The sequence below is a fragment of the Amylibacter sp. IMCC11727 genome (assembly GCF_029854195.1).
GTDB lineage: Bacteria > Pseudomonadota > Alphaproteobacteria > Rhodobacterales > Rhodobacteraceae > Amylibacter.
Window position 1 is genome coordinate 3,007,401 of sequence record NZ_CP122960.1, and the last position, 25,853, is coordinate 3,033,253.

Annotated in this window: 26 protein-coding genes and 1 riboswitch; of the genes, 12 read left to right on the plus strand and 14 right to left on the minus strand. The window is 56.1% G+C overall.

Annotation, left to right across the window (positions count from 1 at the left end):
• Positions 1-20: 20 nt before the first annotated feature.
• Entirely contained in the window at positions 21-1,436 is a 1,416-nt protein-coding gene (locus QBD29_RS15070; protein ID WP_280098907.1) for a mannose-1-phosphate guanylyltransferase/mannose-6-phosphate isomerase, read from the minus strand.
• 195 nt (positions 1,437-1,631) lie between these two features.
• A complete protein-coding gene (locus QBD29_RS15075; protein WP_280098908.1) occupies positions 1,632-2,285 on the minus strand; it encodes a peroxiredoxin in 654 nt (217 codons plus the stop codon).
• Between the two features lie 162 nt (positions 2,286-2,447).
• Here QBD29_RS15075 and QBD29_RS15080 point away from each other — a divergent pair, with 162 nt between their 5' ends.
• Together QBD29_RS15080 and QBD29_RS15085 are read left to right on the plus strand one after the other, a co-directional pair.
• Entirely contained in the window at positions 2,448-3,752 is a 1,305-nt protein-coding gene (locus QBD29_RS15080; protein ID WP_280098909.1) for a Hint domain-containing protein, read from the plus strand.
• Positions 3,753-3,851: 99 nt separating this feature from the next.
• Entirely contained in the window at positions 3,852-5,021 is a 1,170-nt protein-coding gene (locus tag QBD29_RS15085) for a lytic murein transglycosylase (RefSeq protein ID WP_280098910.1), read from the plus strand.
• Here QBD29_RS15085 and QBD29_RS15090 read toward each other — a convergent pair.
• From QBD29_RS15090 to smc, 3 genes are all read right to left on the minus strand, one after another.
• Positions 5,018-5,443 carry a hypothetical protein gene (locus QBD29_RS15090; RefSeq protein ID WP_280098911.1) on the minus strand — a complete coding sequence of 142 codons (426 nt, stop codon included), beginning with the start codon at positions 5,441-5,443 and terminating at the stop codon, positions 5,018-5,020. The two genes, QBD29_RS15085 and QBD29_RS15090, sit on opposite strands and share 4 nt — an antisense overlap.
• On the minus strand, positions 5,444-6,829 hold the full coding sequence (locus QBD29_RS15095) for a GMC family oxidoreductase (RefSeq protein ID WP_280098912.1): 1,386 nt from the start codon (positions 6,827-6,829) through the stop codon (positions 5,444-5,446).
• Between the two features lie 99 nt (positions 6,830-6,928).
• Positions 6,929-10,384, minus strand: coding sequence for a chromosome segregation protein SMC (gene smc, locus QBD29_RS15100; RefSeq protein ID WP_280098913.1), 3,456 nt, complete (start codon positions 10,382-10,384; stop codon positions 6,929-6,931).
• 201 nt (positions 10,385-10,585) lie between these two features.
• A riboswitch (cobalamin riboswitch) is annotated at positions 10,586-10,805 on the plus strand.
• A 36-nt stretch (positions 10,806-10,841) separates the two neighbouring features.
• On the opposite strand from smc, the gene QBD29_RS15105 reads away from it, so the two are divergent.
• The 3 genes from QBD29_RS15105 (at position 10,842) to QBD29_RS15115 (ending at position 12,309) form a co-directional block, all read left to right on the plus strand.
• Positions 10,842-11,024 carry a CbtB-domain containing protein gene (locus QBD29_RS15105; protein WP_280098914.1) on the plus strand — a complete coding sequence of 61 codons (183 nt, stop codon included), beginning with the start codon at positions 10,842-10,844 and terminating at the stop codon, positions 11,022-11,024.
• 101 nt (positions 11,025-11,125) lie between these two features.
• A complete protein-coding gene (locus tag QBD29_RS15110; RefSeq protein ID WP_280098915.1) occupies positions 11,126-11,803 on the plus strand; it encodes a CbtA family protein in 678 nt (225 codons plus the stop codon).
• Between the two features lie 2 nt (positions 11,804-11,805).
• Positions 11,806-12,309: a hypothetical protein gene (locus tag QBD29_RS15115; RefSeq protein WP_280098916.1), complete on the plus strand. Its 504-nt coding sequence runs from the start codon at positions 11,806-11,808 to the stop codon at positions 12,307-12,309.
• A 1-nt stretch (position 12,310) separates the two neighbouring features.
• Here QBD29_RS15115 and QBD29_RS15120 read toward each other — a convergent pair whose 3' ends face one another.
• Positions 12,311-12,649: a DUF1636 domain-containing protein gene (locus tag QBD29_RS15120; RefSeq protein WP_280098917.1), complete on the minus strand. Its 339-nt coding sequence runs from the start codon at positions 12,647-12,649 to the stop codon at positions 12,311-12,313.
• 57 nt (positions 12,650-12,706) lie between these two features.
• On the opposite strand from QBD29_RS15120, the gene cobW reads away from it, so the two are divergent.
• The 6 genes from cobW (at position 12,707) to QBD29_RS15150 (ending at position 19,579) form a co-directional block, all read left to right on the plus strand.
• Positions 12,707-13,792, plus strand: a complete 1,086-nt coding sequence (cobW, locus tag QBD29_RS15125; RefSeq protein ID WP_280098918.1) for a cobalamin biosynthesis protein CobW — start codon at positions 12,707-12,709, stop codon at positions 13,790-13,792.
• Positions 13,789-14,241 carry a GNAT family N-acetyltransferase gene (locus QBD29_RS15130; protein WP_280098919.1) on the plus strand — a complete coding sequence of 151 codons (453 nt, stop codon included), beginning with the start codon at positions 13,789-13,791 and terminating at the stop codon, positions 14,239-14,241. Before cobW ends, QBD29_RS15130 begins: the two co-directional genes overlap by 4 nt.
• A gap of 71 nt (positions 14,242-14,312) precedes the next feature.
• The gene (gene cobN, locus QBD29_RS15135) at positions 14,313-18,047 is read left to right on the plus strand and encodes a cobaltochelatase subunit CobN (RefSeq protein WP_280098920.1); all 3,735 of its coding nucleotides are present in this window, start codon (positions 14,313-14,315) and stop codon (positions 18,045-18,047) included.
• Complete coding sequence (locus tag QBD29_RS15140) at positions 18,044-18,526, plus strand: GNAT family N-acetyltransferase (protein ID WP_280098921.1); 483 nt, start codon at positions 18,044-18,046, stop codon at positions 18,524-18,526. The genes cobN and QBD29_RS15140 overlap by 4 nt, the downstream gene beginning before the upstream one ends.
• A 208-nt stretch (positions 18,527-18,734) precedes the next feature.
• Positions 18,735-19,184, plus strand: a complete 450-nt coding sequence (locus QBD29_RS15145; protein ID WP_280098922.1) for an ABA4-like family protein — start codon at positions 18,735-18,737, stop codon at positions 19,182-19,184.
• Positions 19,181-19,579, plus strand: a complete 399-nt coding sequence (locus QBD29_RS15150; RefSeq protein WP_280098923.1) for a GFA family protein — start codon at positions 19,181-19,183, stop codon at positions 19,577-19,579. The genes QBD29_RS15145 and QBD29_RS15150 overlap by 4 nt, the downstream gene beginning before the upstream one ends.
• Here the strand turns inward: QBD29_RS15150 and QBD29_RS15155 are convergent.
• Positions 19,576-19,959 carry a VOC family protein gene (locus QBD29_RS15155; RefSeq protein ID WP_280098924.1) on the minus strand — a complete coding sequence of 128 codons (384 nt, stop codon included), beginning with the start codon at positions 19,957-19,959 and terminating at the stop codon, positions 19,576-19,578. The two genes, QBD29_RS15150 and QBD29_RS15155, sit on opposite strands and share 4 nt — an antisense overlap.
• A gap of 79 nt (positions 19,960-20,038) precedes the next feature.
• Between QBD29_RS15155 and soxR the strand changes: the two genes are divergently transcribed.
• Entirely contained in the window at positions 20,039-20,503 is a 465-nt protein-coding gene (gene soxR / locus QBD29_RS15160) for a redox-sensitive transcriptional activator SoxR (protein ID WP_280098925.1), read from the plus strand.
• A gap of 36 nt (positions 20,504-20,539) precedes the next feature.
• Here soxR and QBD29_RS15165 read toward each other — a convergent pair whose 3' ends face one another.
• Genes QBD29_RS15165 through QBD29_RS15195 form a run of 7 tightly spaced genes read right to left on the minus strand, consistent with a single transcriptional unit; the run spans position 20,540 to position 25,831 of the window.
• On the minus strand, positions 20,540-21,403 hold the full coding sequence (locus QBD29_RS15165) for a lysophospholipid acyltransferase family protein (RefSeq protein ID WP_280098926.1): 864 nt from the start codon (positions 21,401-21,403) through the stop codon (positions 20,540-20,542).
• Positions 21,403-21,669: an HPr family phosphocarrier protein gene (locus tag QBD29_RS15170; RefSeq protein ID WP_280098927.1), complete on the minus strand. Its 267-nt coding sequence runs from the start codon at positions 21,667-21,669 to the stop codon at positions 21,403-21,405. The genes QBD29_RS15165 and QBD29_RS15170 overlap by 1 nt, the downstream gene beginning before the upstream one ends.
• Before the next feature lie 16 nt (positions 21,670-21,685).
• A complete protein-coding gene (locus QBD29_RS15175) occupies positions 21,686-22,081 on the minus strand; it encodes a PTS fructose transporter subunit IIA (protein ID WP_280098928.1) in 396 nt (131 codons plus the stop codon).
• Between the two features lie 21 nt (positions 22,082-22,102).
• On the minus strand, positions 22,103-22,996 hold the full coding sequence (rapZ, locus tag QBD29_RS15180) for an RNase adapter RapZ (RefSeq protein WP_280100978.1): 894 nt from the start codon (positions 22,994-22,996) through the stop codon (positions 22,103-22,105).
• Positions 22,997-23,021: 25 nt separating this feature from the next.
• Positions 23,022-23,450: a serine kinase gene (locus tag QBD29_RS15185; protein ID WP_280098929.1), complete on the minus strand. Its 429-nt coding sequence runs from the start codon at positions 23,448-23,450 to the stop codon at positions 23,022-23,024.
• Between the two features lie 9 nt (positions 23,451-23,459).
• The gene (locus QBD29_RS15190) at positions 23,460-25,127 is read right to left on the minus strand and encodes a sensor histidine kinase (RefSeq protein WP_280098930.1); all 1,668 of its coding nucleotides are present in this window, start codon (positions 25,125-25,127) and stop codon (positions 23,460-23,462) included.
• The gene (locus tag QBD29_RS15195) at positions 25,127-25,831 is read right to left on the minus strand and encodes a response regulator transcription factor (protein WP_280098931.1); all 705 of its coding nucleotides are present in this window, start codon (positions 25,829-25,831) and stop codon (positions 25,127-25,129) included. The genes QBD29_RS15190 and QBD29_RS15195 overlap by 1 nt, the downstream gene beginning before the upstream one ends.
• Between the last annotated feature and the right edge of the window lie 22 nt (positions 25,832-25,853).

Below are 25,853 nucleotides of genomic sequence, written 5' to 3' on the forward strand. Positions count from 1 at the left end.
ACCCGCGCAAACCACCCAAATCAATCCCGCGCGTACACATCTTCGTAGCGCACGATATCATCTTCACCCAGGTAAGAGCCCGTCTGCACCTCGATCAAAACCATCGGCACTTTGCCTGGGTTTTCCAAACGATGAACAGCGCCAAGCGGGATGTAAACTGACTGGTTCTCCCCAACCAATTGCACATCCTCATCAATGGTTACTTTCGCTGTCCCTTCGACAACGATCCAATGTTCCGCGCGGTGGACGTGGCTTTGCAAGCTCAGCGCCGCGCCGGGGTTCACCACAATCCGTTTCACCTGAAACCGCGATCCGTTGGCAAGGCTGTCAAAGCATCCCCACGGGCGGTGGTCACGAGGAAATTGCGTGGCCTGCACCGCCTCTTTATCCTTTAGCGCTTGAACCGCCAATTTAACATCTTGCCCGCGGCGTTTGTCCGCCACCAAAACCGCATCTGGCATGGCCACGGCAATAATATTATCCAGCCCAATGCCCACCAATTCCAGATTCTCGGATTCGGACCGCAGCAAACTGTTGGTGCATTCAATCGCGCTCGCGGGGCCGTTCGTCACCACCCCATCCGCGTCTGGTCCACCTTCGGCCCATACCGCGTCCCAGCCCCCCAGATCGGACCATTTGGCCGAAAAAGGCACAGCCGCAATATTCTGTGCGTGTTCCATCACTGCGTAATCAATTGAAATATCATCCGCCTGTGCCCAAGCGTCAGGGTTCAATCGCAAGAACCCTAAATCAACCTTTGCATCGGCCAATGACCGACCAACAGGATCAATCAACCCGCTGGCGTGGGCGCGAAACGCATCCACAATCGCCTTAGCCGAAAACAGGAATATCCCTGCATTCCACAGATAATTCCCCGCGTCGAGCATGGCCTGCGCCGCATCCGCATCTGGCTTTTCCACAAATCGGCGCAGCGCGACCGCATCACCTGACACAGGGGCGCCGTCCAACTCCAAATATCCGTACCCCGTTTCTGCATGGGTGGGCGCAATCCCGAAGGTTACCAAATCTCCAGCTTCGGCCCGCGCCACACCTGCGCGAACAGCCGCCCGAAACGCCGCCGCATCTGGAACCACATGATCACTTGGCGCCACCAACATCAGCGCATTTTCGTTTTGCGCATTCAAAAACAGCGCCGCCGCCAAAATCGCAGGGGCCGTGTTACGCCCTTCGGGTTCGATCAAAATTGCACCAGGATCAATGCCAGCACTGGTCAATTGTTCTGTCACAATGAACCGAAAATCCGAATTGGTCAGCACAATCGGCGCTGCAAACCCTTCGCCAGACACGCGTTTTGCGCTGGCTTGAAACAGGCTTTCTTCTCCCACCAACGGGGCAAACTGTTTGGGATAGCTTTTGCGCGACAAGGGCCACAAACGTGTACCCGACCCTCCGCACAGCAACACAGGCGTAATCATGCTCTACCTCTTATCATTCTTCCTTTCGGTATAAGATGCTTAGGGTCGCAGAACAAAGTTAATTTTCTAGGCACATCTTCCACAACCTTCAGCCCATTGATCCAACCAAACCGCAGCACAAATCCAAAACAAATCTTCCAGCCCATAAAAAAACGCGCCACAGTGGGCGCGTTTAATCTTAAAATGGCACGGCGATCAGCTCGGCAATTTTGTCTTACGCAGATAAGGCAGAACCGTTTCAAATTCGCCAAACTTCGCTGTCGCGTCTTCGTTTGAAACCGTAGGCGGAATGATCACATCTTCGCCCGTGGTCCAGTTTGCACCGGTCGCAACACCGTGTTTTGCGGATGTTTGCAACGCATCCAGTGCGCGCAAAATTTCGGCAAAGTTGCGGCCCACCGTCATTGGATAAGTCATCGACAGTTTCAACTGTTTGTCTGGCCCGATGATGAACACAGATCGCACTGTGGCGCTGTCCGCAGGGGTGCGCCCGTCAGGCATGTACGCCTCGGCTGGCAACATGTCGAATGCCTTTGACACTTCCAAACCCTCATCCGCAATGATCGGGAAACCCGCCTCTGCGCCCGATACGGATTCGATGTCCACTTTCCACTTCTTGTGCTCTGCCACGCCGTCCACGGATACGCCCATCACCTTTGTGCCACGCGCAGCCCATTCATCTGCCAGTTGCGCCACAGCGCCAAACTCTGTTGTACACACAGGTGTGAAATCCTTGGGGTGCGAAAACAAAATCGCCCAACTGTCGCCAATCCAATCGTGGAATTTATATGTGCCTTGATCCGTTTCAGCCGTGAAATTCGGAACCACATCATTGATACGCAAACCCATTTCGTTCTCCTTTTCAAACGTATTGGCGCCATTTTCTGCCCCTCAGCCCAGAAAGACAAGCGCCAATCCGCACAGTCACGGCGACACCTCTTGAATGGACAGAATGAATTCCTATCTGAAAACCACTGCTAAGCTGCTCAATTGTATTCGTAGGGGAACACCATGGCGCTCGCTCAAGGGGATATTGTCTTTATTGGTTATGATTCCGAAAGTTGGGACCGTTTTGCGGTGCTGGCCACACGGGATCTCGACGAAGGCGAGGTTGTGCGCATCACCACATCTGATTGGGACAGCGCCAACGGCGATTTCACGGATGAAGCCAATTACATCGAATGGACTGTCCCCACAGGGGGCATTCCATCGGGCCAAACCATTATCTTTTCTGAACAAAACGGCAGCACATGGCGCACGGGCACACCCGATAACCTCTATTCCAATCAATTCGGCGCACCTGTCGAAGTGGGCGAGGTGAACATCGACGGCCAATCCAATGGCATCACCAACGAAGAGCTGTTCTTGTTTCAAGGCGATCCGGGTGATCCAGACGTGATTTCAGGCCTCGTCACAAATAACAGCTCCACCGACATTCCACCGGGCCTGACCAGCACAACGGGCCTTGTGAACATTACAGGCAACAACTCCAACACTGTGGATCTTGCGGAATACAACGGCATTTCCACAGGAACCAAAGCAGAAATCCTCGCCGCTGTCGGCAACCCAGCCAACTGGGGACATGAAGGTGGCCGCGAATACAATGGTGGCACAGGCGGCACGACGGCGGGGGAAACCGATCTTCTTGATGGGTTTGATCTGCTCAACACCACCTTTGATATCATCTGCTTTCCGCCAGGCGTCATGATTACAACCCCAACAGGGGACGTGCCCGTTGAAACTCTGGCCGTTGGCGATCTGGTCCTAACCGCAGACAACGGCATGCAGCCCATCCGCTGGATTGGTTCCAAACATTTGTCAGGCGCACGCCTCCACGCTTGCGATCATTTCCGCCCTGTCAAAATCTCCGCTGGAGCCTTTGGCAACAACCTGCCCGCCAACGACATGTGGGTGTCCCCCCAACATCGCATGCTCGTAAAAGACCGCATTGCGGAATCCCTATTTGGGCACGCCGAAACGCTCGCCCCTGCAAAGGGCTTGGTAAACGGCAACGACATCATCATTGATCGCAGCGTCACATCAGTTGAATATATCCACCTGCTGTTTGACACCCACCAAGTGATCTTTGCCAACGGCTGCCAAACCGAAAGTTTTCATCCTGGCAAAACATCAATCAACGGGCTCACAGATGCCGCGCGCAACGAAGTGTTTGATCTCTTCCCTGAACTGCGCAGCAACCCGTCCCATTTTGGCACAGCCGCACGCCCATCACTCACCATTGCAGAAAGCCAGCTGATCACAGCTGAACGCACAGGCTATCAACCAACCGCTGCGCCCATCACACACGTCTGGTAATCCTCCGCCCACATCCTTGTGAAGCAATAGACCTTGCGGCCCGTTCTCTTGGTATGCTTTTAAATCAAATGACTTTTCAGATCGTTTAGGGACTTTCACATGAAACCACTTTTGACCGCAGCCATTCTTTTGCTCGGCGCAACCCAAGCACAGGCACAATCCTGCGGTGGATCGTTCAGTTCCTTCCTCAAGGGTGTAAAATCCGAAGCCGTTTCAAACGGCACCGCAGCGGGCACAGTGGATAAATTTCTGGCTAACGCTCGCATAGATCAAAAGGTGCTTAAGGCGGATCGCTCGCAAGGTGTGTTCAAACTCAACTTCACCCAATTTGCCCAACGGGTCATCAGCGCCAGCCGCCTGTCCAAAGGCAAAGCAAACCGCAAAAAATACAACAAAACCCTGACCAAAGTGCAAAACACCTACGGCGTTGATCCTGCCGTGATGCTTGCGTTTTGGGCGCTCGAAACGGATTACGGTGCGTTTCAAGGCAACTTCAACACACTGAACGCACTGCTTACGCTCAGCCATGATTGCCGCCGCCCCGAATTGTTCCGCCCGCATATTTTTGCCGCGCTCGAACTTTACAAACGTGGTGATTTTTCACCCACCAAAACTACAGGCGCTTGGGCTGGTGAAATCGGCATGGTGCAAATGCTGCCAGGCGATATCATTACGCGCGGCGTTGATGGCGACGGTGATGGGCAGGTTTCGCTGAAAACCTCCGCACCCGATGCGCTAATGTCTGGGGCAAATGTCATCGCTGGCCACGGCTGGCGGGCCAATGAACCGTGGCTTGTGGAAATCACCGTTCCAAGCGATCTTGATTGGTCTCAAACTGGCCTTGATAAATCCATGACCGTATCCGAATGGGCCGCACGCGGAGTTAAGGCGCGGGGCGACATGCCAAACGGCGCATTGCAAGCTTCTGTTCTTTTGCCACAAGGGCGCAAAGGTCCAGCCTTCCTCGCACTGCCAAATTTCAAAGTGTACTTTGAGTGGAACAAATCCTTCGTCTACGTGACCACAGCTGCCTATTTCGCCACGCGGATCGCAGGCGCTCCTCGATTCATTGAAGGCAATCCAGACCCATCCCTGACCGACAGTCAGATGAAATCCCTGCAACGCAAACTGGCTGCACGCGGATATGATGTGGGCAAAATCGACGGCATCTTAGGGGCCAGAACCCGCGCCGCCGTTCAGGCCGAACAGGCCCGCCTTGGTATGCCCGCCGACGCATGGCCGACCAAACAGCTTTTGCAAAAACTCTAGGGCGCGTAAAACGCACCCAGCTGATTGGTGCAGGGCGCTGCAAGCGGATCAAAGAACTCAACGTATTCAATCGGATCACCCGTTTCCTGCGCCGCGATCACATTGGTAGACATGGCAAAGCGGTGAATCATGAACTGCGCCACCCAGTCTTGCGCTGAATAGCCGGCCTCAAGCCCGAAATTTGTATCCAGAAAATACAGCGTTAACGGCGTATCCAGCTTGGTTTCAACGCGCAAAAACGCATCCGCATCCGCCAAAAACGCTTCCGCCTCTGCACTACGCCCCGCATCGCCATAAACCTCTGCTAATGCAGCGCGTCCCAGTTCCACAAACCCTTTGGGCTTGCGCGAAAACACACCAAAACCAACAGCCCCAACAACCGCTGTTCCAGCAATTAATACCATGCGCCGTGACATCTGCATTTAAACGCTCCGTCCTGCCCGCATCGACAACGCCGATAACGTCAATGTTGGATTGGCGGGCGGTCCAGATGGAAATGCCCCCGCACCCAGTGCAAACACATTGCGCACCGAATGCAGCCGCATATCCGCATCCGTCACGCTGGTTTCAGGATCATCTCCCATGCGATGGGTCCCCTGAATGTGATCTTCGGAAATCAAACGCGCACTCACATTCATCGCTTCAATTTGGAACGGCACCACATCGGGCAATCGCTCCACCGCCCAATCCAGCGCATCAAACGCATATTTGGAATGCCCCTGCCACACGGTCGCGGCGTCTCCATCTTTTAGCACCACACGGTTATCCGCTTGCGGCAGGTCTTCGGCAATCAGCTTTATCTTCACGCGTTCTGCCCAACGTCCTTTTACAGGGCGGATCGGCGCAGGCGCGTTGTGGTTTTCCATCAAAACCGCCCCATGGGTTTTGCGGTGATCTCCGTCATATAAATCATAACCATGCCCTGTGATCGACGTCCCGCCAAAGAAGTTCCCTTCCCCGGGCCCCGTATCAATCATCGCAACCACGGCCACCTGCTCATGCAGATACCGCCCCAACGCCGCGTTCTTCACACCACTGCGCATCAATATCGCAGCATTGAAAATGGCGTTCGTCCCAAGGGCCACCATGTCCGCCGAAATAGTATGCTCCACCCCATCCGCGCTTCGCACCACGACACCGCTGGCCACACCGTTGGTGATATCAATGGAACGCACCTCGGCCCCAACCACAAGGGTCACACTGTCCCGTTCAAAATGGCTCAGCCCGTTCAGGATCGAAAATTTCGCATCCACAGGGCACAGGTTACAAATGCCGTTGGCACAGCATTGCGGCCGCGTGCCCCCATTGGCCCGCGCCGTCGGATGAGGCACCCAATTGCGTGAATGGCGCTGCAGTGCCACATCACTGCGGCTCAGGACATGAGGTTCAAACGGAAACGGCCCAGAACGCGGCAAAATGTGATCTGTCCCACCGCCAGCCACCTCCATCACCGCTTCCACTTCCCCATAAAGCGGCTCCAACTCGGCATAGCTCAACGGCCAATCCATCCCCACACCATATCGGCTTTGCAATGCAAAGTCGTTTGGGTGAAACCGTGGCGATGCCGCCCACCTCCAATTGGAATTGCCCCCAAACACCGTATGCGCCTTCCAATGCTTCAAATACCCAGACGTGTTCTCAACGGGAATATCTTCTTCAACTTGAATATTGCGCTTCAACTGATCCGCATGGGGTTGCACCTGCCCCTTTTCCAACACCAGCACCCGCAGGTTTTCGGGCAACTCGCGCAGGAAAAACATCGCAGCAAAGCTCGACCCAGCGATCACCACATCCCAGTGATCCGTCACAACGTCTGTCAGGGGTTTCGTGGTGAAAATGATAGGGCTCCTTTGCGGTTGATCCGTTTAGAATCCATTCCGCCCCCACGATCAAGCCTTAGGTTGGTTCTAGCCCACCATCTGTTCGGCTTGGGTCAGGTCCACACTCACCAATTGGCTCACGCCCAACTCTGCCATGGTCACACCGAACAAGCGGTCCATCCGCGCCATAGTCACCGCATGGTGCGTGATAATCAGGAACCGCGTGTCCGTGCGGCGCGTCATTTCATCCAGCAGATCACAGAACCGCGTCACGTTCGCATCATCGAGCGGCGCATCCACCTCGTCCAGCACACAGACCGGTGATGGATTGGCCAAGAACACCGCAAAAATCAACGACAGCGCGGTCAACGTTTGCTCCCCACCTGACAACAGGCTCAACGTCGACAATTTCTTACCAGGTGGCTGGCACATAATCTCAAGCCCAGCTTCCAGCGGATCATCGCTTTCCACCAGAACAAGGTTCGCATCACCGCCACCAAACAAATGCTTAAACAACGTGGCAAAATTCGAATTCACCTCATCGAACGCCGCCAACAACCGCTCGCGCCCTTCTTTGTTCAGGCTGGCAATCCCCGTGCGCAACGCCTTGATCGCTTCTTCCAGATCAGATTTCTCCGTGACCAGCGCATCGCGTTCTTCGGTCACTTCCTTCGCGTCTTCTTCGGCCCGCAGGTTTACTGCACCGAGCGCATCACGCTGGCGACGCAACCGTGCAACATCATTTTCAATGGCCTGTGCAGGGGGCATATCCTCTGGGTCTGCTTGCAAAGTTTCCAGCAGCTTCTCAGGTGAACATTCCAGCTCTTCGCGAATACGATCCGCCGCCGTTTCCACCTGCACCCGCGCCGCATCTGCCACCGCATCCGCTCGTGCCCGTGCTTCTCGCGCCTCAGATGCCGCGCGCTCTGCGTCCCGCTCGCCCTGCTCGGCTTGGCGCAGGTTGGTTTCTGCAACGGCCAACGCATCGGACGCATCTTTCAACCGCGCCTCGGCCTTTTCAATTTCGCGGCCCAACTCTTCGCGCTTGGCAAGAATTTCTTCAGGCGCAGCGGTGGCATCTTTCAACTCCACCTCAGACGCCTCTTTGCGCGAAGCCAGTTCTGCAATCCGCGCCTCGGCTGTTTCCAACCGATGCCGCCACCCAGACACTTCTTTGGTGATTTCCTGACGCCGTTTGGTTCGCGCTTCGCCGTCACGACGTTGCTCATCGTAAAGCGACCGTTTCGTCAGCATCGTCATACGCGCGGCTTCTACCGCCACCTTCAACGCTTCGGCGGTTTCGCGTGCCGCGTCAAGATCACCCAGATCGCGCACCGCTGTTTCCGCTTCTTTCACTGTGGCCGAAGCCGCCAGTGTTTCTTCGCGCAACCGTGTTTCTGCCAGAGTTTGCGTTTCAACCTTGCCAGACAACATATCGCGATCCGCCTCGGCACGGCTCATGGCCCGTGTCGCGGCTGTCGCTGCTTCATCCGCTACCTTACGCGCACGCCGCGCTTCTTGATCGGCCGCAATCGTGGCTTGCAGGGCCGCATGGACTGCATCGAAATCCGCCCGCGCCTTGGCCGCTGCATCTGCCGCAACACTGTGCGCCCCGCGCAGGTCTTCCAATCGGTTCACCTGCTGCAAACGCAATGCCGCCGCACTTGGCGCATCATCTGCCCCTGCGCGAAACCCGTCCCAGCGCCACAGATCACCTTCAACGGACACCAACCGTTGACCGGGCTGCAAATCCGCCTGCAACCGCGCCCCGTCGGCCCGCGCCACAACCCCAATCTGGCTCAACCGCCGTGCCAAAACATCTGGGGCTGTCACATGCCCGCCCAGCGCCGCGGCCCCAGCGGGCAACGCCGCCACACCAGAATAGCTCGGCATTTGCGCCCAGCCAGAAATTCCATCCGCACCCACAACAGGCGCTTTCAAATCATCCGCCAATGCCGCGCCCAGTGCCGCTTCATACCCTTTATCGGCACGCACATCATCCAGAACCTGCGCACCGCCCGATTGGTCCCGCGCGATCACACGCTCAAGCGCCGCAACCTCGGCATTCAATGCGTTGGCTTCACCTTCTGCTTCGGACAAGGCGGCCCGTGCTTCTGAATCTTTGGATTGCTCCTCTGCACGTCTTGCCTCAATGTCGCCAAGCGTGGTTTCCGCCTTTAACGCGGCTTCCTGCGCTACACCGTATGTGGTGCTGGCCTCGGCCAAACGCTGTTCAGCTTCCGCCAAACCGTCCTTCGCTTTGGTCACAGACTCTGCCGCCGCTTCGGATTGCTCAGCACGCGACGCCAAAACCTGTTTCGCATCCGACAACATCCGATGCGCCGATTGGTGCCGTGCCGCCAACCGCGCCACGTCTTCGTTGTGGCGATCCAAATCGGATTCTTTTTCTTGCATCACAGCAGCGGCATCATGGGCTTCGGCCCCCGCCGCTTCGATCCGCTCATCCTGACCTTCAGAGGCTTTTACAATTGCCTCAAATTCCCAGTCGAGCCGTTTGATGGTTTCTTCCGCATCACGGTTCAAACCGCTTTCACGTTCGATGTCTTTGCCCAGCTGTTCAATCCGACCGCGCAACGTATCAATCGCCGCCCGCGCCCGATTTTCCTGATCCCCCAGCGCATCCCGCTCCACACGCAACCGCTGTACAATCGCACCCGCAACGGCTTCTTCTTCGCGCAACGGAGGCACTTTGCCTTCCAAATCCATGCGCAACTTTGCCGCCTGTGCCGCGCCGCCCTGACCAGATGCCGCCAGCTTGGTCGCAGCCGTCAACTGCTCAATCGCTGCGGCCAGCGCCAAATCCGCCTCGCGCCAACGACGATACAACAACAATCCTTCGGACTGCCGCAATTCATCAAGGATAGACCGATACCGCGCCGCCTGCCGTGCTTGCCGCGCCAACGTGTTCAACTGACTATCCAGCTGTTCAATCACATCATCGACACGGGCAAGGTTGGTTTCCGCCCCGTTCAGCTTCAACTCCGCCTCATGGCGACGCTGATACAAACCACTGATCCCCGCCGCTTCTTCCAACACGCGACGGCGGTTTTTGGGCTTCGCGTTGATCAGTTCCGAAATCTGCCCTTGGCGCACCAATGCAGGGGAATGTGCGCCAGTGGACGCATCTGCAAACAACATCTGCACATCGCGCGCACGGGTGTCTTTGCCGTTGGTTTTATAGGCAGACCCCGCATCGCGCGTGATGCGCCGAATTACCTCTAGCGTGTCCTGATCATTAAACGCCGCAGGGGCCAGCCGGTCGCTGTTGTCCAACTGCAAGGCAACTTCTGCGTAATTGCGTGCAGGGCGCGTGGCTGCCCCCGCAAAAATTACGTCTTCCATGCCACCACCGCGCATGGCTGTGGGGCGGTTTTCCCCCATGACCCAACGCAACGCTTCGAGCAGATTCGACTTCCCGCAACCATTAGGCCCCACAACACCCGTCAGCCCGTCCGAGATCACCAACTCGGTCGGATCCACAAAGCTTTTGAAGCCCGTGAGACGAATTTTGGAAAACTGCAAGTCGCGCTGCCCTGTTGATTCTTAGTTATCGACCAAATTCTTGGCCCATCGGCCATGAGTCAACCAAAAACCCCTGCATTTAGCCTGATGAGCAGAGTTATCCACAAGATATTGGCGTTTTCGGCAATTTTTCTCGTTTCCCCCACGCCGTAAAAATCCCGCACTATGTCGGAATCCTTCTTGCGCCTGCCTCCAATTGATTGCACAAAGATCGTGCAAGGTTCCTCATTCAAACGCCAAGCGTTGAGGATTAATTGGGAATGTGGTGCAGGCGGACCGATATCAGGGGCCTAAATCCACAACCGCCCCCGCGACTGTAAGCGGCGAGCGATGTCTGAAAATACCACTGCGGCAACGCGGGAAGGTCAGACAAAGCGTTGAGCCGCAAGTCAGGAGACCAGCCGAGCGAGAGACCTTAACCCATACTGTCGGGAGTGGCAGTGAAGGAGACCAAGATATGAAAAACGAAGCTAAAGTAGCCGTTCAAACTCAAAGCCTGTCAAAAACAAACATGATGGTAATCGCATTCGCCGCGTTTGTTGGCTTGGGTATCATCGCCATCACAGGTCACGTTCAAGCAGCAGCCTTGCACGACGCAGCACACGATGTGCGTCACGCAACCGGCTTTCCTTGCCACTAAATCTCCTGCGCTGCTGAACCGCAGTGCGTTCAATACACTTCAGTTGGCACAGCCGGATCGCATCCTTGCGTTCGGGCCAACTGCGTATGTTAGGCTTTGAAATGCTCACACGGATCATCACGACCGCCCTGTTTGCGGGCTTTATCGCAGGCGTCCTTGCCGCGATCCTCCAATTCCTCCTCGTACAACCCCTCTTGCTGCACGCCGAACTGTTTGAAGGCGGCGACCTTACGCACTTTGGCGCTTCGGGCGCTGGCACGGCGGCCCACGCTCCGTGGCCAGGCATTGATCCGATACGCGATATGCTGAGCGTCGTGTTCACCGCGCTGATCTACACAGGCTATGCCTTCCTGCTCGTGGCTGCTGTCGCATTTGCAGCAGATCGCGGCCACGACATTACACCGCGCACAGGCCTCATCTGGGGCGTTGCAGGTTTTGTCGCGGTGCAACTCGCCCCAGCCATGGGCTTGCCCCCAGAACTTCCAGGCGCAGGTGCAGCAGATGTTGCCCCACGCCAAGTTTGGTGGTTTGGCACGCTCTTTGCCACAGGCCTCGGCCTCTGGCTTATCGCCTTTGGCCAAAGCGCCGTGTCATGGATCATCGGCGCAGCTGCGCTTGCGGTGCCCCACATTATCGGCGCACCGCAACCTGATCTGTTGGTGGGCCCTGTACCACCGGAAATCGCTGCTCACTTTGCCGCGCGCGCACTTGGCACGGGTCTTGTCGCTTGGGTCATTCTCGGTGGTCTCGTCGGCTACTTCTGGAACAAAGAGGCCTAACAATGCGCAACCCCATCGCATTCCTGTTCATCGGCTTGTTCTTTGGCACGGGCATCGGATTCATCTGGGCGGGATCGCTCGGGGTGACCTTCGATGGCCATGACCATGCGGAACACGCGGGCGGCGGGGCAGCGGTGGATCACGCAAATATGGATCACGGCGGCATGGATCATTCCCCAGTGAATGTCCCCGCTGGCCCCAATGCCCCCACGCTCGCGATGGTGCTGCACAAGGACACGATGTCTGGCCTGAACCTCGAAATTCAAACCACGAATTTCACCTTCAGCCCAGAAACCGTGAACCAAGCCAACATCACAGGCGCAGGCCACGCCCATGTTTATGCCAACGGCAAAAAACTGTCTCGCGTATACGGCAACTGGTTCCACATCACGGGGCTGCCTGCTGGCGAACACACCATCATGGTCGAACTCAACGCCAACAGTCACGGCGTGATCCAAGTGGACGGCAAACCCCTGCAAGTCACACAAACGGTGACGATCCCATGACCTATGCTGGTATCCGCCCGATCAAACAAAACCGCAACTTCCCTGCGGGCCTTGCATCTTCGATCCACCCATCAGGTGCATCGGCATACAGTTTGGCAAAGGCTTCAACATCGGGCCCATCCGCCTCGGCATCGACACCCGCAAACAAATATGCCGCCTTGCCCTCACTGCGAAACGCAACCGCTGTGGGCTTGTCACACACATTCAAACACTCTTGCCCGCGCACCTCAAAATCCCCCAACGGGGCCAGCCGCGCAGACACATCCGCAATCAACGCCGCCCCTTTCGGGTCGCCATCCAATGCCGCACATGTCGTGCAAATGAAAACAGTATGAGCCATAGGCTCACCTAACCGAAACAAAACACCCGCGCAATCGCTGCGCTACAGGAGCCATCCATGTCCGCAAAAATCCCCGCCACAGTTGTCACAGGTTTTCTGGGCGCAGGCAAAACCACCCTCATCCGCCATATGCTGCAGAACGCAAACGGCAAACGCATCGCTCTGATCATCAATGAATTCGGCGATCTGGGCGTGGATGGTGATATCCTCAAGGGCTGCGGCGATGAAACCTGCACCGAAGACGATGTGATGGAACTCTCCAACGGCTGCATCTGCTGCACCGTGGCCGATGATTTTGTGCCAACCATGGAAAAACTGCTGGCCCGCGAAAACGCACCAGACCACATCGTTATCGAAACCTCAGGCCTCGCCCTACCACAACCGCTGGTCCGCGCCTTCAACTGGCCCGAAATCCGCACCCGCGTCACCGTTGATGGGGTTGTTACAGTGGTGGATGGCAAGGCCGTGACCGAAGGCCGCTTCGCCCACAACGTGGCCGCCGTCGATGCCCAACGCGCCATGGACGAAAACCTTGATCACGAAACACCGCTGTCTGAATTGTTCGAAGACCAGATCGCCTGTGCCGACATGATCGTGGTGAACAAATCCGATCTGCTCGATGCGGATGAATCCACATCTCTCGTCACCAAACTCAAATCCGAAAGCCGCGATGGCGTGCAAGTGGTCAAAGCCTCCATGGGCGCACTCCCTGTCGATGTGCTGCTCGGCCAAGGCATCGGTGCCGAAGACGACCTCGATGCCCGTCACGAAGTCCACCACCATCACCACCATCACGATGACGACCACGACGATCATCACGACGACGATCACCACCATGATCACGAACATGAGCACGGCCACGACGAATTTGAATCCTTCGTGGTGGAACGGGCCGAGATCACAGATCCAACGGCATTTGCAGAACAAGTCGCCGATGTGATCCGCGCCAACGATATTCTCCGCCTCAAAGGCTTCGCTGCTGTGACTGGCAAACCCATGCGGCTCACGTTGCAGGCCGTTGGCCCTCGCGTCGACACCTACTTTGATCGTCCGTTCAGCGCGGATGAACCCCGCACAACCCGCCTTGTCGTCATCGGCCAAGCAGGTCTTGACCAAACCGCAATCACGGCTGCCCTGCAATGACCCTCACTGTTCAAACAGGCGATCCACGCGATCCAGCAGTTGTAAAACTGCTGGAACAATCGCACGCCTTGATGAACGAACTCTTTCCCGCCGATAGCTGCCACTACCTCGAAATTGACGATCTCTGCGTCCCCGAAATTACCATGCTTACCATTTCGGAGGGCAATCAAATCATCGGCTGTGGCGCACTGTCCAACAAATCCACCTACGGCGAATTGAAATCCATGTTCGTGGACCCAGCCGCCCGTGGCAAAGGGGCCGCTGACCGCCTAATCAGAGAACTCACCACCCTCGCCAAATCCCAAAACCTGCCGCTGTTACGCCTTGAAACAGGTGAAAAACTCGCCGCCGCGATAAAGCTCTACGAAAAACACGGTTTCACCCGCCGTGGCCCCTTTGGCGACTACCACGATGATCCTGAAAGCACCTTCATGGAACGCCAAATCTAACGCGTTCCCTCGCGCTTCTTTGTTCTCTAAATACTCAAACACGCCCGCGTCCAGACGAAAGCCAACACACTATGCACCTCCTGAACGCCCAGCCTGGCACGATTGACGACAATGAACCCGTTGACCTCGGCCAAACCCCTGCCGACATCGTCTTCATCTCCGCCGCTGACACCGAACTCGCGGGCCTGTCCGAAGCGCGCTCCGAACACGCATCCCCTCCAACCCTGCGCCTTGCAAACCTCACCCATTTGCAACACCCGATGTCCGTCGATCTGCACATCGAACACTGTGCCACAAAATCCAAACTTGTCATCGCCCGATGCCTTGGCGGCACAGGCTATTGGAAATACGGCCTTGAACAATACGCCATCCACTTAGGCCAAGCAGGCATTCTATTTGCCGCACTCCCAGGGGACGACAAACCCGACGAAGACCTCTGGCGCCTTTCCACCGTGTCTCGTGATGATTGGGAAAACCTCTGGGCCTATATGGTCGAAGGCGGGCCAGAAAATAACACCAACTTCCTCAACTACGCCGCCAGCATGGCAAACGGCGGCGACACACCGCCGCTGGCCAAACCGCTCCTACGCGCAGGCGTTTACTGGCCGGGCGCAGGTATTGCAGACCTTTCTGCCGCTCAAGAAAACTGGACAGACGGCGCCCCCATCGTCCCGGTCATTTTCTACAGGGCCCTTGTCCAAGGTGCCGGCCTGCACCCCATCAATCGCCTCACCAAATCGCTCTTGCGTGCAGGCCTCAATCCCTTGCCCATCTTCGTGGCCAGCCTCAAAGACCCTGTCTCTGTCGCCACCCTCGAAACCCTCTTCAATGACGCCCCACCCAGCGTCATCCTCAACTGCACCTCCTTCGCCGTCGGCTCGCCGCACGCAGGCGACACTGCTGCTCAAAACCCACTCGCTGCCCCTTTTGCAAATGCCGCCCCAATTTTCCAAGTGGTCCTGTCTGGCGCTTCCGAAGCAAGCTGGGAAGAAGGCCTCCACGGTCTCACCGCCCGCGACATCGCCATGAACGTGTCCCTGCCCGAAGTGGACGGCCGCATCCTCTCCCGCGCTATTTCTTTCAAAGGTGAAGCCTATTTTGACGAGGCAACCGAATGTCCCATCGCTGCTTACCGCGCGCGCGGGGACCGTATCGAATTTGTCGCCCAACTCGCCAAAAACTGGGCCACCCTTCGCGCCACAAAACCCGCGGATCGCAAGACAGCCCTCATCCTCGCCAACTACCCCAACAAAGATGGCCGCCTCGCCAATGGCGTTGGCCTTGACACACCAGCCGCAACTGTAAACGCCCTGAAAACCCTGTCCGACAACGGCTATTCCATCCAGAATATCCCCGCCGATAGCGATGCCTTGATGACGCAAATCATGGCAGGCCCCACCAACTGGCTCACGGATCGTGCAGATCGCACGGGCGGCGCAGAACTTCCTCTCGCCGACTACCTCGAACACTACAAAAAACTCCCCCTCGATGTGCGCGATCAAATCGAAACCCGCTGGGGCGCACCGACCCAAGACCCCTTTTTCTTGGCAAAAATATCCAAATCCGACACGATCGACACCCCGGACCCCGACGGCCATTTCGCCCTTTCAATCTTCGATTTCGGCAATGCACTCGTGGGCGTGCAACCCGCACGCGGCTACAACATCGACCCAAAGGAAACCTACCACTCTCCCGATCTTGTCCCACCGCACAACTATCTCGCCTTCTACTTCTACCTGCGTCACGCATTCGGCGCACACGCGCTCATCCACATGGGCAAACACGGCAACCTCGAATGGCTGCCAGGCAAAGCCCTCGCCCTCTCCGAAACCTGCTTCCCCGAAGCAATCCTCGGCCCAACCCCGCACATCTACCCGTTCATCGTCAACGATCCGGGCGAAGGCACACAAGCCAAACGCCGCGCCGCCGCAGTCATCATCGACCACCTCACACCGCCGCTGACGCGCGCCGAAACCTACGGCCCCCTGCGCGATCTCGAAGCGCTCGTTGATGAATATTACGAGGCCGCAGGCGTCGATCCCCGTCGCCTCACCCACCTGCGCCGCGAAATCCTCGCCCTCACCTCTGCCACGGGCATCGACACGGATGCGGGCATGGGCGGCGCAGACGAAGAATCCGATCTCGCCAAACTCGATGAATACCTATGCGAGCTGAAAGAGGCGCAAATCCGCGACGGCCTGCACATCTTTGGCTCCTCTCCCGAAGGTCGCCTCGAAACCGATCTCATCGCTGCGCTCGCACGCGTTCCGCGTGGCAACGACGCACCCGAAAACGCCTCCCTGCAACGCAGCCTCGCCAACGATCTCGGCCTCAACTTCGATCCGCTCGATTGCCAAATGTCCGACCCATGGACAGGCCCACACCCTCAAATCCTCGCCGATCTCGACACCAGCACATGGCGCACCTGTGGCGACACTGTGGAACGCATCGAACGGCTCGCATCCCAACTTATCGACGGCACAGATCCCACCGACCTGCCCCAAACCACTGCCGTCCTAGATCACATCAAAACCCACATCCGCCCCACGGTCCGCGCCTGCGGTCCTGCGGAATCTGACGGCCTCCTCACCGCGCTCAATGGCCATTTCGTTCCCCCCGCCCCATCAGGCGCACCAACGCGGGGCCGCATGGATGTGCTGCCCACAGGCCGCAACTTTTTTTCTGTCGATTCACGCGCTGTCCCCACCCCCACCGCTTGGGCTTTGGGTTGGAAATCTGCCAACCTCCTCATCGAACGCCATCTGCAAGATCACGGTGATTGGCCACGCACGCTGCTGATCACCGCATGGGGCACCGCGAACATGCGCACAGGCGGCGATGACATCGCACAGGCACTCGCGCTCATGGGCGTGAAACCCCAATGGGACAGCGCCAACCGCCGCGTCACAGGGTTCGAAATCCTTCCACTTTCGGTTCTCGCCCGCCCCCGCGTCGACGTCACACTGCGCGTCTCAGGCTTTTTCCGCGATGCCTTCCCGCAACAAATGGCGCTCGTGGATTCTGCCGCCCGCGCCGTCATGGAACTCGATGAACCCGCCGATCAAAACCCCGCCGCCGCCCGCCTGCGCGAAGAAGGAACCGAAGAAGCCGCCTTCCGCGTTTTTGGCTCCAAACCCGGCGCATACGGCGCTGGCCTGCAAGCGATGATCGACGAACGTCTCTGGGCCAACAAGGCCGACCTCGGCGAAGCCTACCTTGAATGGGGCGGCTACGCCTACGGCGCTAAAACCGATGGAACACAGGCCAAAGAAGCGCTCAAAACCCGCCTCTCCCAGACCGAAGCCATCGTGCAAAACCAAGATAACCGCGAACACGACCTCTTGGATTCCGACGACTACTACCAATTCGAAGGGGGCGCCGCCGCCGCAATCGCAACCTTGCAAGGCCAAGACCGCCCGATCTATCACAACGACCACTCACGCCCCGAACGCCCCGTGATCCGCACCCTCGACGAAGAGATTTCTCGCGTCGTCCGCTCCCGCGTGGTGAACCCGAAATGGATCGACGGCGTGAAACGTCACGGCTACAAAGGCGCGTTCGAAATTGCCGCCACGGTCGACTACATGTTCGCATTTTCCGCCACCACGGGTGCCGTAAAAACCCACCACTTCGATCTGGTGCACGCCGCCTTTATCGAAGACGAAGCCACCCGCGACTTCATCAACGACCACAACGCCCCCGCCCTACGCGAAATCGCAGACCGCCTGCTCGAGGCCATGGACCGCGGCCTCTGGATCCCCAAATCCAACTCCGCAAAAGCCACGCTGGAGGAGTTATCGAATTGAACGTTCCAACGAGCAAGGTAATCCACGCGGGCGCAAACCATGATTGGCAAGCGATCCTAGACCTGCTGCACACCTGCTTTGCCTATATGGAAACCCGCATCGATCCGCCATCTTCGCTACACACACTCACACCCGCTGATATCCAGCGACAAGCGACAAACGAAACCCTCCTCCTCGTTTTCGACGCAGATCAGATGCCAATCGCCTGCACCTTCCTCACTGAACACCCCGATTGCCTCTACCTCGGCAAAATGGCCGTCCACCCAGATCATCGCGGCAAAGGCATCGCCAAGGCTTTGATCGACACATCCACCGACCTCGCCCGCACCCTTGGTCACACAAAACTCCGCCTGCAAACCCGCATCGAACTGCACGAAAACCACGCCATCTTCGCCCATCACGGCTTCGTCAAAACCGCCGAAGGCACACACCCGGGCTTCATCCGCCCCACAGAAATCACCATGGAAAAGACACTCTAAAGCGTTTCGCGAAAACCCTGCGACATCAGCCTTTCGCGAAACGAATTACGTCTTCGTTACTTACAGGTCTCTCAATCACCATCAAGTGGATCAGGGTTAACGCGAAAGGCAATAAGCCCAACTCTTTTTCTTGGGCCAAATATCCAAAATTCCACCCTTGCCAGAACGCCCCAACCCCGTAAGGTTCCCCTAATCATAGGAACCTAACATGTCTCCAGATCAAATCTTCTACCTGATCCACCTGCCTATCTTTCCCGCATGGGCGCTCCTCTTCTTCGCTCCCAAATGGCGCGGCACGCAAATCTTCGTTCACACGGCTTTGATCCCCCTCGTCCTTGGTGCGCTTTACACGCTCCTGCTCGCGCGTGGCATCATGGGCGAAAGCACGCCCGGCGCAGGGTTTAACTCCCTGTCCGCCGTCATGGCCCTCTTTGCGCATCCTATCGGCGCGCTCAATTCATGGGTCCACTTTCTCATCTTCGATCTATTCGTCGGCGCATGGATCAGCCGTGATGCCATCCGGCATGGCATCAAAACCCCAATCACATGGCCCTTCCTGCTTTTCGCACTGATGTTTGCCCCGCTCGGCCTCGCCGCATGGCTTATCTTCAAGGGCGTCACAGGGCGCGGCTGGTCCCTACAAGAGACATCACCATGACAAAAACCACAGGCCACTGCTTTTGCGGCGCTGTCACCTTCGCCTATTCTGGCCCCCAAACTTGGGCTTGCTACTGCCATTGCACCGATTGCCGCCGCAACTGCGCCGCACCTGTTGCTACATTCTTGGGCACACCGCTTGATGGGTTCGAATGGACAGGCCAAACGCCAAAGCAATTCAACTCGTCCAAAGGCGTCATCCGCCACTTCTGCGATACCTGCGGCACCCCCATGGCATTCCAAGCGGATCACTACGTAGGCGAAATCCACCTCTATGCCGCAACACTGACGGAACCCGAAACATTCGAACCCCGCTCTCACGTATACTACAACAGCCGTCTCCCATGGTTTCACTTGGAAGACGGCCTTAAAAAATACGGCGGTTCAGCGGATTAAGCGTAGCTCACCACTTCATACTCAATCCCATCATGATCCTCGAAATAAAACCGCTCACCCGGTTCATAATCCTGATGTGAATTCGGCTCATACCCCGCCGCAATGACCTTCGCCTCAATCGCGCGCAGGTCATCCACAACCACCGCCAAATGGTTCAATCCAGCCACCGTTGTGTAACTGTCCTCTTTTGACGGTTCCGCTACGGGTTCTTTGTACAACGCAACATAACTGTCGCGCCCGCCCACATGAATGCTGCGCCCTTGCGTTTTAGATGCCCCTTCCCAGCGAATGCTCCAACCAAACACATCCGCCAACATCTTCGCACTGCGATCCAAGTCACTCACAGTTACATTCGCATGTTCTAATCTTACTTCAGCCATAACAGTCTCCTTCTTGCATTTCTTACTGTTATGTCTAAGCTACGGCCTCAACCTAACTTTAGGTCAAGGACTATTTTTAATGCAGTCTAAAATTGAAAAAACCATATCTATCGGATACTTATCCGAACGCACTGGGGTCGCCGTATCTGCGCTGCGCTACTATGAAACGCAAAACCTGCTGCACCCTGAACGCAATGCAGGGGGCCAACGGCGATTCTTGCGGGCCGATATCCGCCGCGTGTCTTTCATCCTCATCGCACAACAATTCGGCTTTACCATCGACCAAATCAAAACTGAACTGGATCGCCTGCCCGCTGGGCGCACGCCTACCAAACGGGATTGGTCAAAGATCGGCACGCATTTCGGCAAAATCCTCGATGAAAAAATCGAAACCCTGCAAAATATGCGCAACAGCCTGAACAGCTGCATCGGCTGTGGCTGTCTCTCGCTCAAATCCTGTGCGCTTTACAACCCCGCGGATAAGGCTGCGACGCGAGGCACAGGCCCGCGTTACCTCATGGGGGACAAGTCGGGCGACATCTGACGCCCGTTTCTTTGTTCTGAAAATACTCGAAAAAACCTATGCAGGCTTCAGATCATAGGTCTTCTGCTTGAGGAATTTCATCAAGCCAGGCCCGTCTTTCTCAAACGCTTGCAAGACTTCTGGTTCAATCAGCTCACCCACAACAACCTTTTGGTCTTTGTGCATGGCCTTTTTGATTTCATGCAACAACAGCGATTGGCGCAGCGTCACCGACAGTTTGTCGGCAATCTGATACGCGCGGGAATTGGACCCTGGGAAAAACACAGGCAAAACCTGCGCCCCGGATTGGCGGATCATCTTGGCTGTAAACGGCATCCAATCAGGATCCACAACAGGGCCAAACCACGTGTCACTGGTGGCAACTGTGCCCGCAGGAAACAACGCGATACAGCCATCGTTTTTCAAATGTGCGATGGCTTCTTTGCGCATCCGAATGTTGGTCTGGATGGCATCTGGCTCATGCGGGAACGCAACGGGCAGCAGATATTTGTCGATCCGTGGCACATGGCGCAAAAACGCGCGGGCCAGAATTTTGTAATCATCGCGGGCATGGCTCAACAAATGGGCCATCACAATCCCATCGACCAATCCGTGTGGATGGTTTGAAACCACCACCAAAGGTCCGGTTTTTGGAATGGAATCCAACTGATCCTGCGGCGTCGTCAGCTTGATATCCAAACGGTCCAGAACAGACTTCCAGAAATCTGGATCGCGATCTTCGTCTTTTTCCCACTGCCGCACCAGCCACAACAGCTTCAGTCGGCCAGTCAGGTTTTCGATCACGCGAATCAACGCGCGCTTCCACACTGACGTAAATGATCCAGCATAGGTCAACTCGGACGCCTTATAAGGTTCCGTGCCACCCGTTGCTTCCAGGATCAATTGTTCCTTGGTTTTCATCACTTACCTTCGCCGAAATAGTCGCCGACCAATGCTTTAATCGCATCGCCCAGCTCTGCCGCTTGATTTCCGCTGGTCTCTACAGTAATTTCGCACCCTTTGGAAGCGGCAAGCATCATAAGCCCCATAATACTGTCGCCGCCCACATCAATACCGTCCTTGGATACGGTTGCTTGTGCGTCAAACGCTTCCACTGTTTCCACAAACTTCGCCGACGCGCGCGCGTGCAGCCCTTTTTCGTTGATGATCGTTAGATCCATCCGCATGGCCTGTCCCCTTAGCCTATGGAATTTGCAACCCATTGCTGGCGTTAATGTATTTCTTGCCCGCCGTCACGGACAGTTCGACCGCCTTATCCAGCGGCAATCTGCGGGACTTTGCCAGTTTCACCAGCATCGGCAAATTGGCCCCATACATAATGCGCCGTCCCGATCCTGTGCAGGCTTTCATGGCCAGATTGCTCGGGGATGATCCGAACATATCCACCACGACGACAACACCGTCCCCCTGATCCACACGATCAGCGGCCAGACAAATTTCGTTTTGCTTGGCGTCACGATCCACTTCGGCAGCCGTTGGAATGGCTTCGATGTTGTCCAGTTTGCCCAACACATGCTCCGCCGCGGCCAAATACTCTTTGGCCAAACCACCATGTGCAACGATTACGATCCCGATCAAAGCCGGTCTCTCCTATTCAATTCAGGCGCCCCGACGCCGTTCCATTTCGCGATGTCGTCGTGACACCTGCCAGCCGTCCGCCTCAAGCGCCTTGGCCAATTCTTCTGCAACAGCAACCGATCTGTGCTGCCCACCTGTGCATCCCAGCCCAATGCTGAAATGCGCCTTACCCTCATCGCGGTACGCTGGCAACAACAGTCGCGTTAGGCTGGTTAACTGATCAAAAAACGCGCTGTATTTTGGGTCTGACGAAACATAGTCCAAAACATCACTATCTTGACCCGTTTTTTCGCGCAAACTTTGATCCCAATACGGATTCCTAAGAAAGCGGCAATCCATCACCATGTCAATTCCGCGCGGCACGCCACGTTTATAAGAAAACGATTGCACCGAAATGGCCAAAGACGCGCCGCCTGTCCCGCTGAACAACCCGCCAATTTCTGCTTTCAGATCATGCGGGGTCAGCGGTGTTGTGTCGATCAACACATCCGCACGGCTGCGCAACTCTTTGAGCAGTTCGATTTCCTGTTCGATCCCGCGCAGGGGTGTGTCATCTGGGGCCATTGGATGGCGGCGGCGGGTTTCAGAATACCGCCGCACCAACGCATCTGCTTGGCAATCCACATACAACAGCGAAGGCTCCATCACTTCGTCTTGTTTGAACGCGTCATACACATCCAAAACGCCGCGAACCGAAAAGTCCCGCGTCCGCACATCCAGCCCCAGCGCCATTGGTCGTCCATCGGGCGGGCCTGCAATCAACCGTGGCAACAGGGCCAGCGGTATATTGTCGATGGTTTCATACCCCAGATCCTCGAACGCTTTAATGGCCGTGCTGCGCCCTGCCCCAGATGGGCCTGTGACCAAAACAACGGGAATATTCCCATCTTTTGCCGTCTGAGCATTTGGTTTCAAATGGATCACGTTCGCAGATACGCCTTCACGTCAGGCGCCCACCGCGCCCCAGAATTGTTAGGGTAGACGCTAAATTTGGAACATTTCGCCCATTTATCAAGCCAAATCGAACGCCAAGCACTTCACAATACTGCAACTGTGGCAATCTCGTTGGTGCGTCTTGGGCCAAATCCACCACCCAAACCAATGGTGCGCTGCGCACAGACGTGGTTTCGATGATCCCTAAAAAACGGGCCTCGACCTTGGATTTCAATGGCTCAGGCGCGGAGATTTCAACATGTGATCCTGATTGCACCAGCAGCACTTGATCATCCGCGATCAAATCCGCCCCCAGCGCCATCATCTGCAAAGCCAGCCCGGATTTCCCACTGCCAGAGCCACCCACAAACAGAAAACCCCGCCCATGAACCGCAATCGCGGTACCATGGACGGGGCTGTTATTTATCGCCAACATGGGCAGGTTTTACACAGGCAAACCAACCACAAAACGCGCACCAAGCGGCGCATCGCCGTCTTCCGCGTCACGCGCATGGATGTTTTCGGCCCAGATGACACCTTTATGGGCTTCAACAATCTGCTTGGAAATGGACAGACCAAGACCAGAATTGTTGCCATAATCATGCTCTGGACGTTCCGAATAGAACCGTTTGAACACTTTGGTCAGCGCCTCTTCTGGGATCCCTGGACCAGTGTCTTCAACCACGATCAACACGCGGTTGTCTTTCTCACGGGCCCAAACCCGAACCGCATCGCCCTGTCCACAGAATGAAATCGCGTTGGAAATCAGGTTCACAAAAACCTGCGCCAAACGGGCTTCCATACCGTCAAACATGATCGGCGTGTCTGGCTCATCCCAGATCAGCTCGACTTCTTTGTCATTGGCTTCATGTGTGTGGAACTCCGCAATACGGCTCAGCATGAGGGTCAGATCAAAGACTTCTTCCTCTTCTTTCACCAGCTCTGCATCCAAACGGGACGCATTTGAAATATCAGACACCAAACGGTCCAGACGGCGCACATCGTGTTCAATCACGTCCAGCAACCGAACACGGCCATCCCCTTCGGGTGCAATGCGCAAGGTTTCCACCGCGGAGCGCAAGGACGCCAACGGGTTTTTAATTTCGTGGGCCACGTCGGCCGCAAACTCTTCGTTTGTGTCGATCCGATCGTAAAGTGCCGATGTCATATCACGCATGGCACGGCTCAGACGGCCAATTTCATCAGGGCGTCCAGACAAATCTGGGATACGCACACGGGTTGCATCATCCTGACGGCCTTCTTTGGTTGTGCCAGCCTCGGCAGCACGGGCCAAATCATGGATCGGATTCGCAATTGTGTTGGCCAGCGCCACGGACAATACGATGGATACAACAACTGCCAACAGGAACAGGCGCAATACGGACTGCTGCTCAGCGGCCAGCAATCCATCGAGGTATCCAGGCTGTGATGTCAAAACCATCGCTGCAGCAATGGACCCATCGACCATAATCGGGCGCGACACGGCCAAAACGGTTTCACCCGCTTGCGTGTTGGACCGACGAATTGATTCTTGGCCAGAAAACGCTGCCTTTGCCATTTCACTTGCAAAGAACTGTTCCGACATAGGTGCGGTTTGTCCGCTTACGGTGCGCAAACCAGGCAACACATCCAAAACACCACCAAGCCATGCGATAAACCCGCTGCCAGTGGCCAAATCAACAGATGCACCGTTCAACTGCACTGCAATGCTTTCGTCTGGCAGGTAAACACGCGCAATCAGGCCCTCTGAAACAGGCAATCCTTCGATCAGGCCACGATTGGTTGTGTTTTCGTCGAACAAACGCGCTTCGATTACATTCGTATACAACTCAGATTCGATCACCATGCTGGATTGTTTTTCAACAACCAAACCGCCTTTGAACTGGTTCAGGTACAACATACCCACCAGCAAAATGCACAGCGCAATCAGATTGAACGTAATAATACGACGCGCCAACGCGGATGTGCGGATGCGGGTCAGGTTTTCCAACCCGACAGAGCGCAACAAACCGCGCCCCCCGCTCAGACCGATTGCATTCGCAACGTTTGAAAACAGATTACCCCGGCCCCCGCGCGGTTCTTCTGTCATATGCTCGTCTGCCAAGATGGCCATTATTCTGTGTACCGGTAACCAATACCATACAGTGTTTCGATGGCTGAAAACTCATCGTCAACACTGCGCATTTTCTTGCGCAACCGCTTGATATGGCTGTCGATTGTACGATCATCCACATACACCTGATCGTCATAAGCAACGCCCATCAGCTGATCGCGGCTTTTCACAAAACCAGGACGGCTGGCCAATGCTTGCAACAACAGAAATTCTGTCACTGTCAAACTCACAGGCTTGCCTTTCCATGTCACTGCGTGGCGCAGCGGGTCCATGGTCAATTCGCCCCGTTCGATCAGATTTTCATTTGGTGCGTCTTCGGTTTTACCCGCATCAGACAGTTTTGCCTCTTGGCGGCGCAGAATCGCGCGAATACGTTCCACCAACAAACGCTGTGAAAACGGCTTGCGCACATAATCATCCGCGCCCATCCGCAAACCCAGAACTTCGTCAATCTCGTCATCTTTAGATGTCAGAAAGATCACTGGCATGTCCGTGCGCTGGCGCAACCGACTCAGCAAGTCCATTCCGTCCATACGCGGCATCTTAATGTCCAAGACTGCCATATCGGGCAATTCATCTGTGAACGCGTTCAGCGCCTGAAGCCCATCATTATAAGTAGAAACATCGTAACCTTCTGCTTCCAGTGTCATAGACACAGAAGTCAGAATATTGCGGTCGTCATCGACCAACGCAATCTTTGCCATTGTTTGCCCTCGAAAGCTGCCT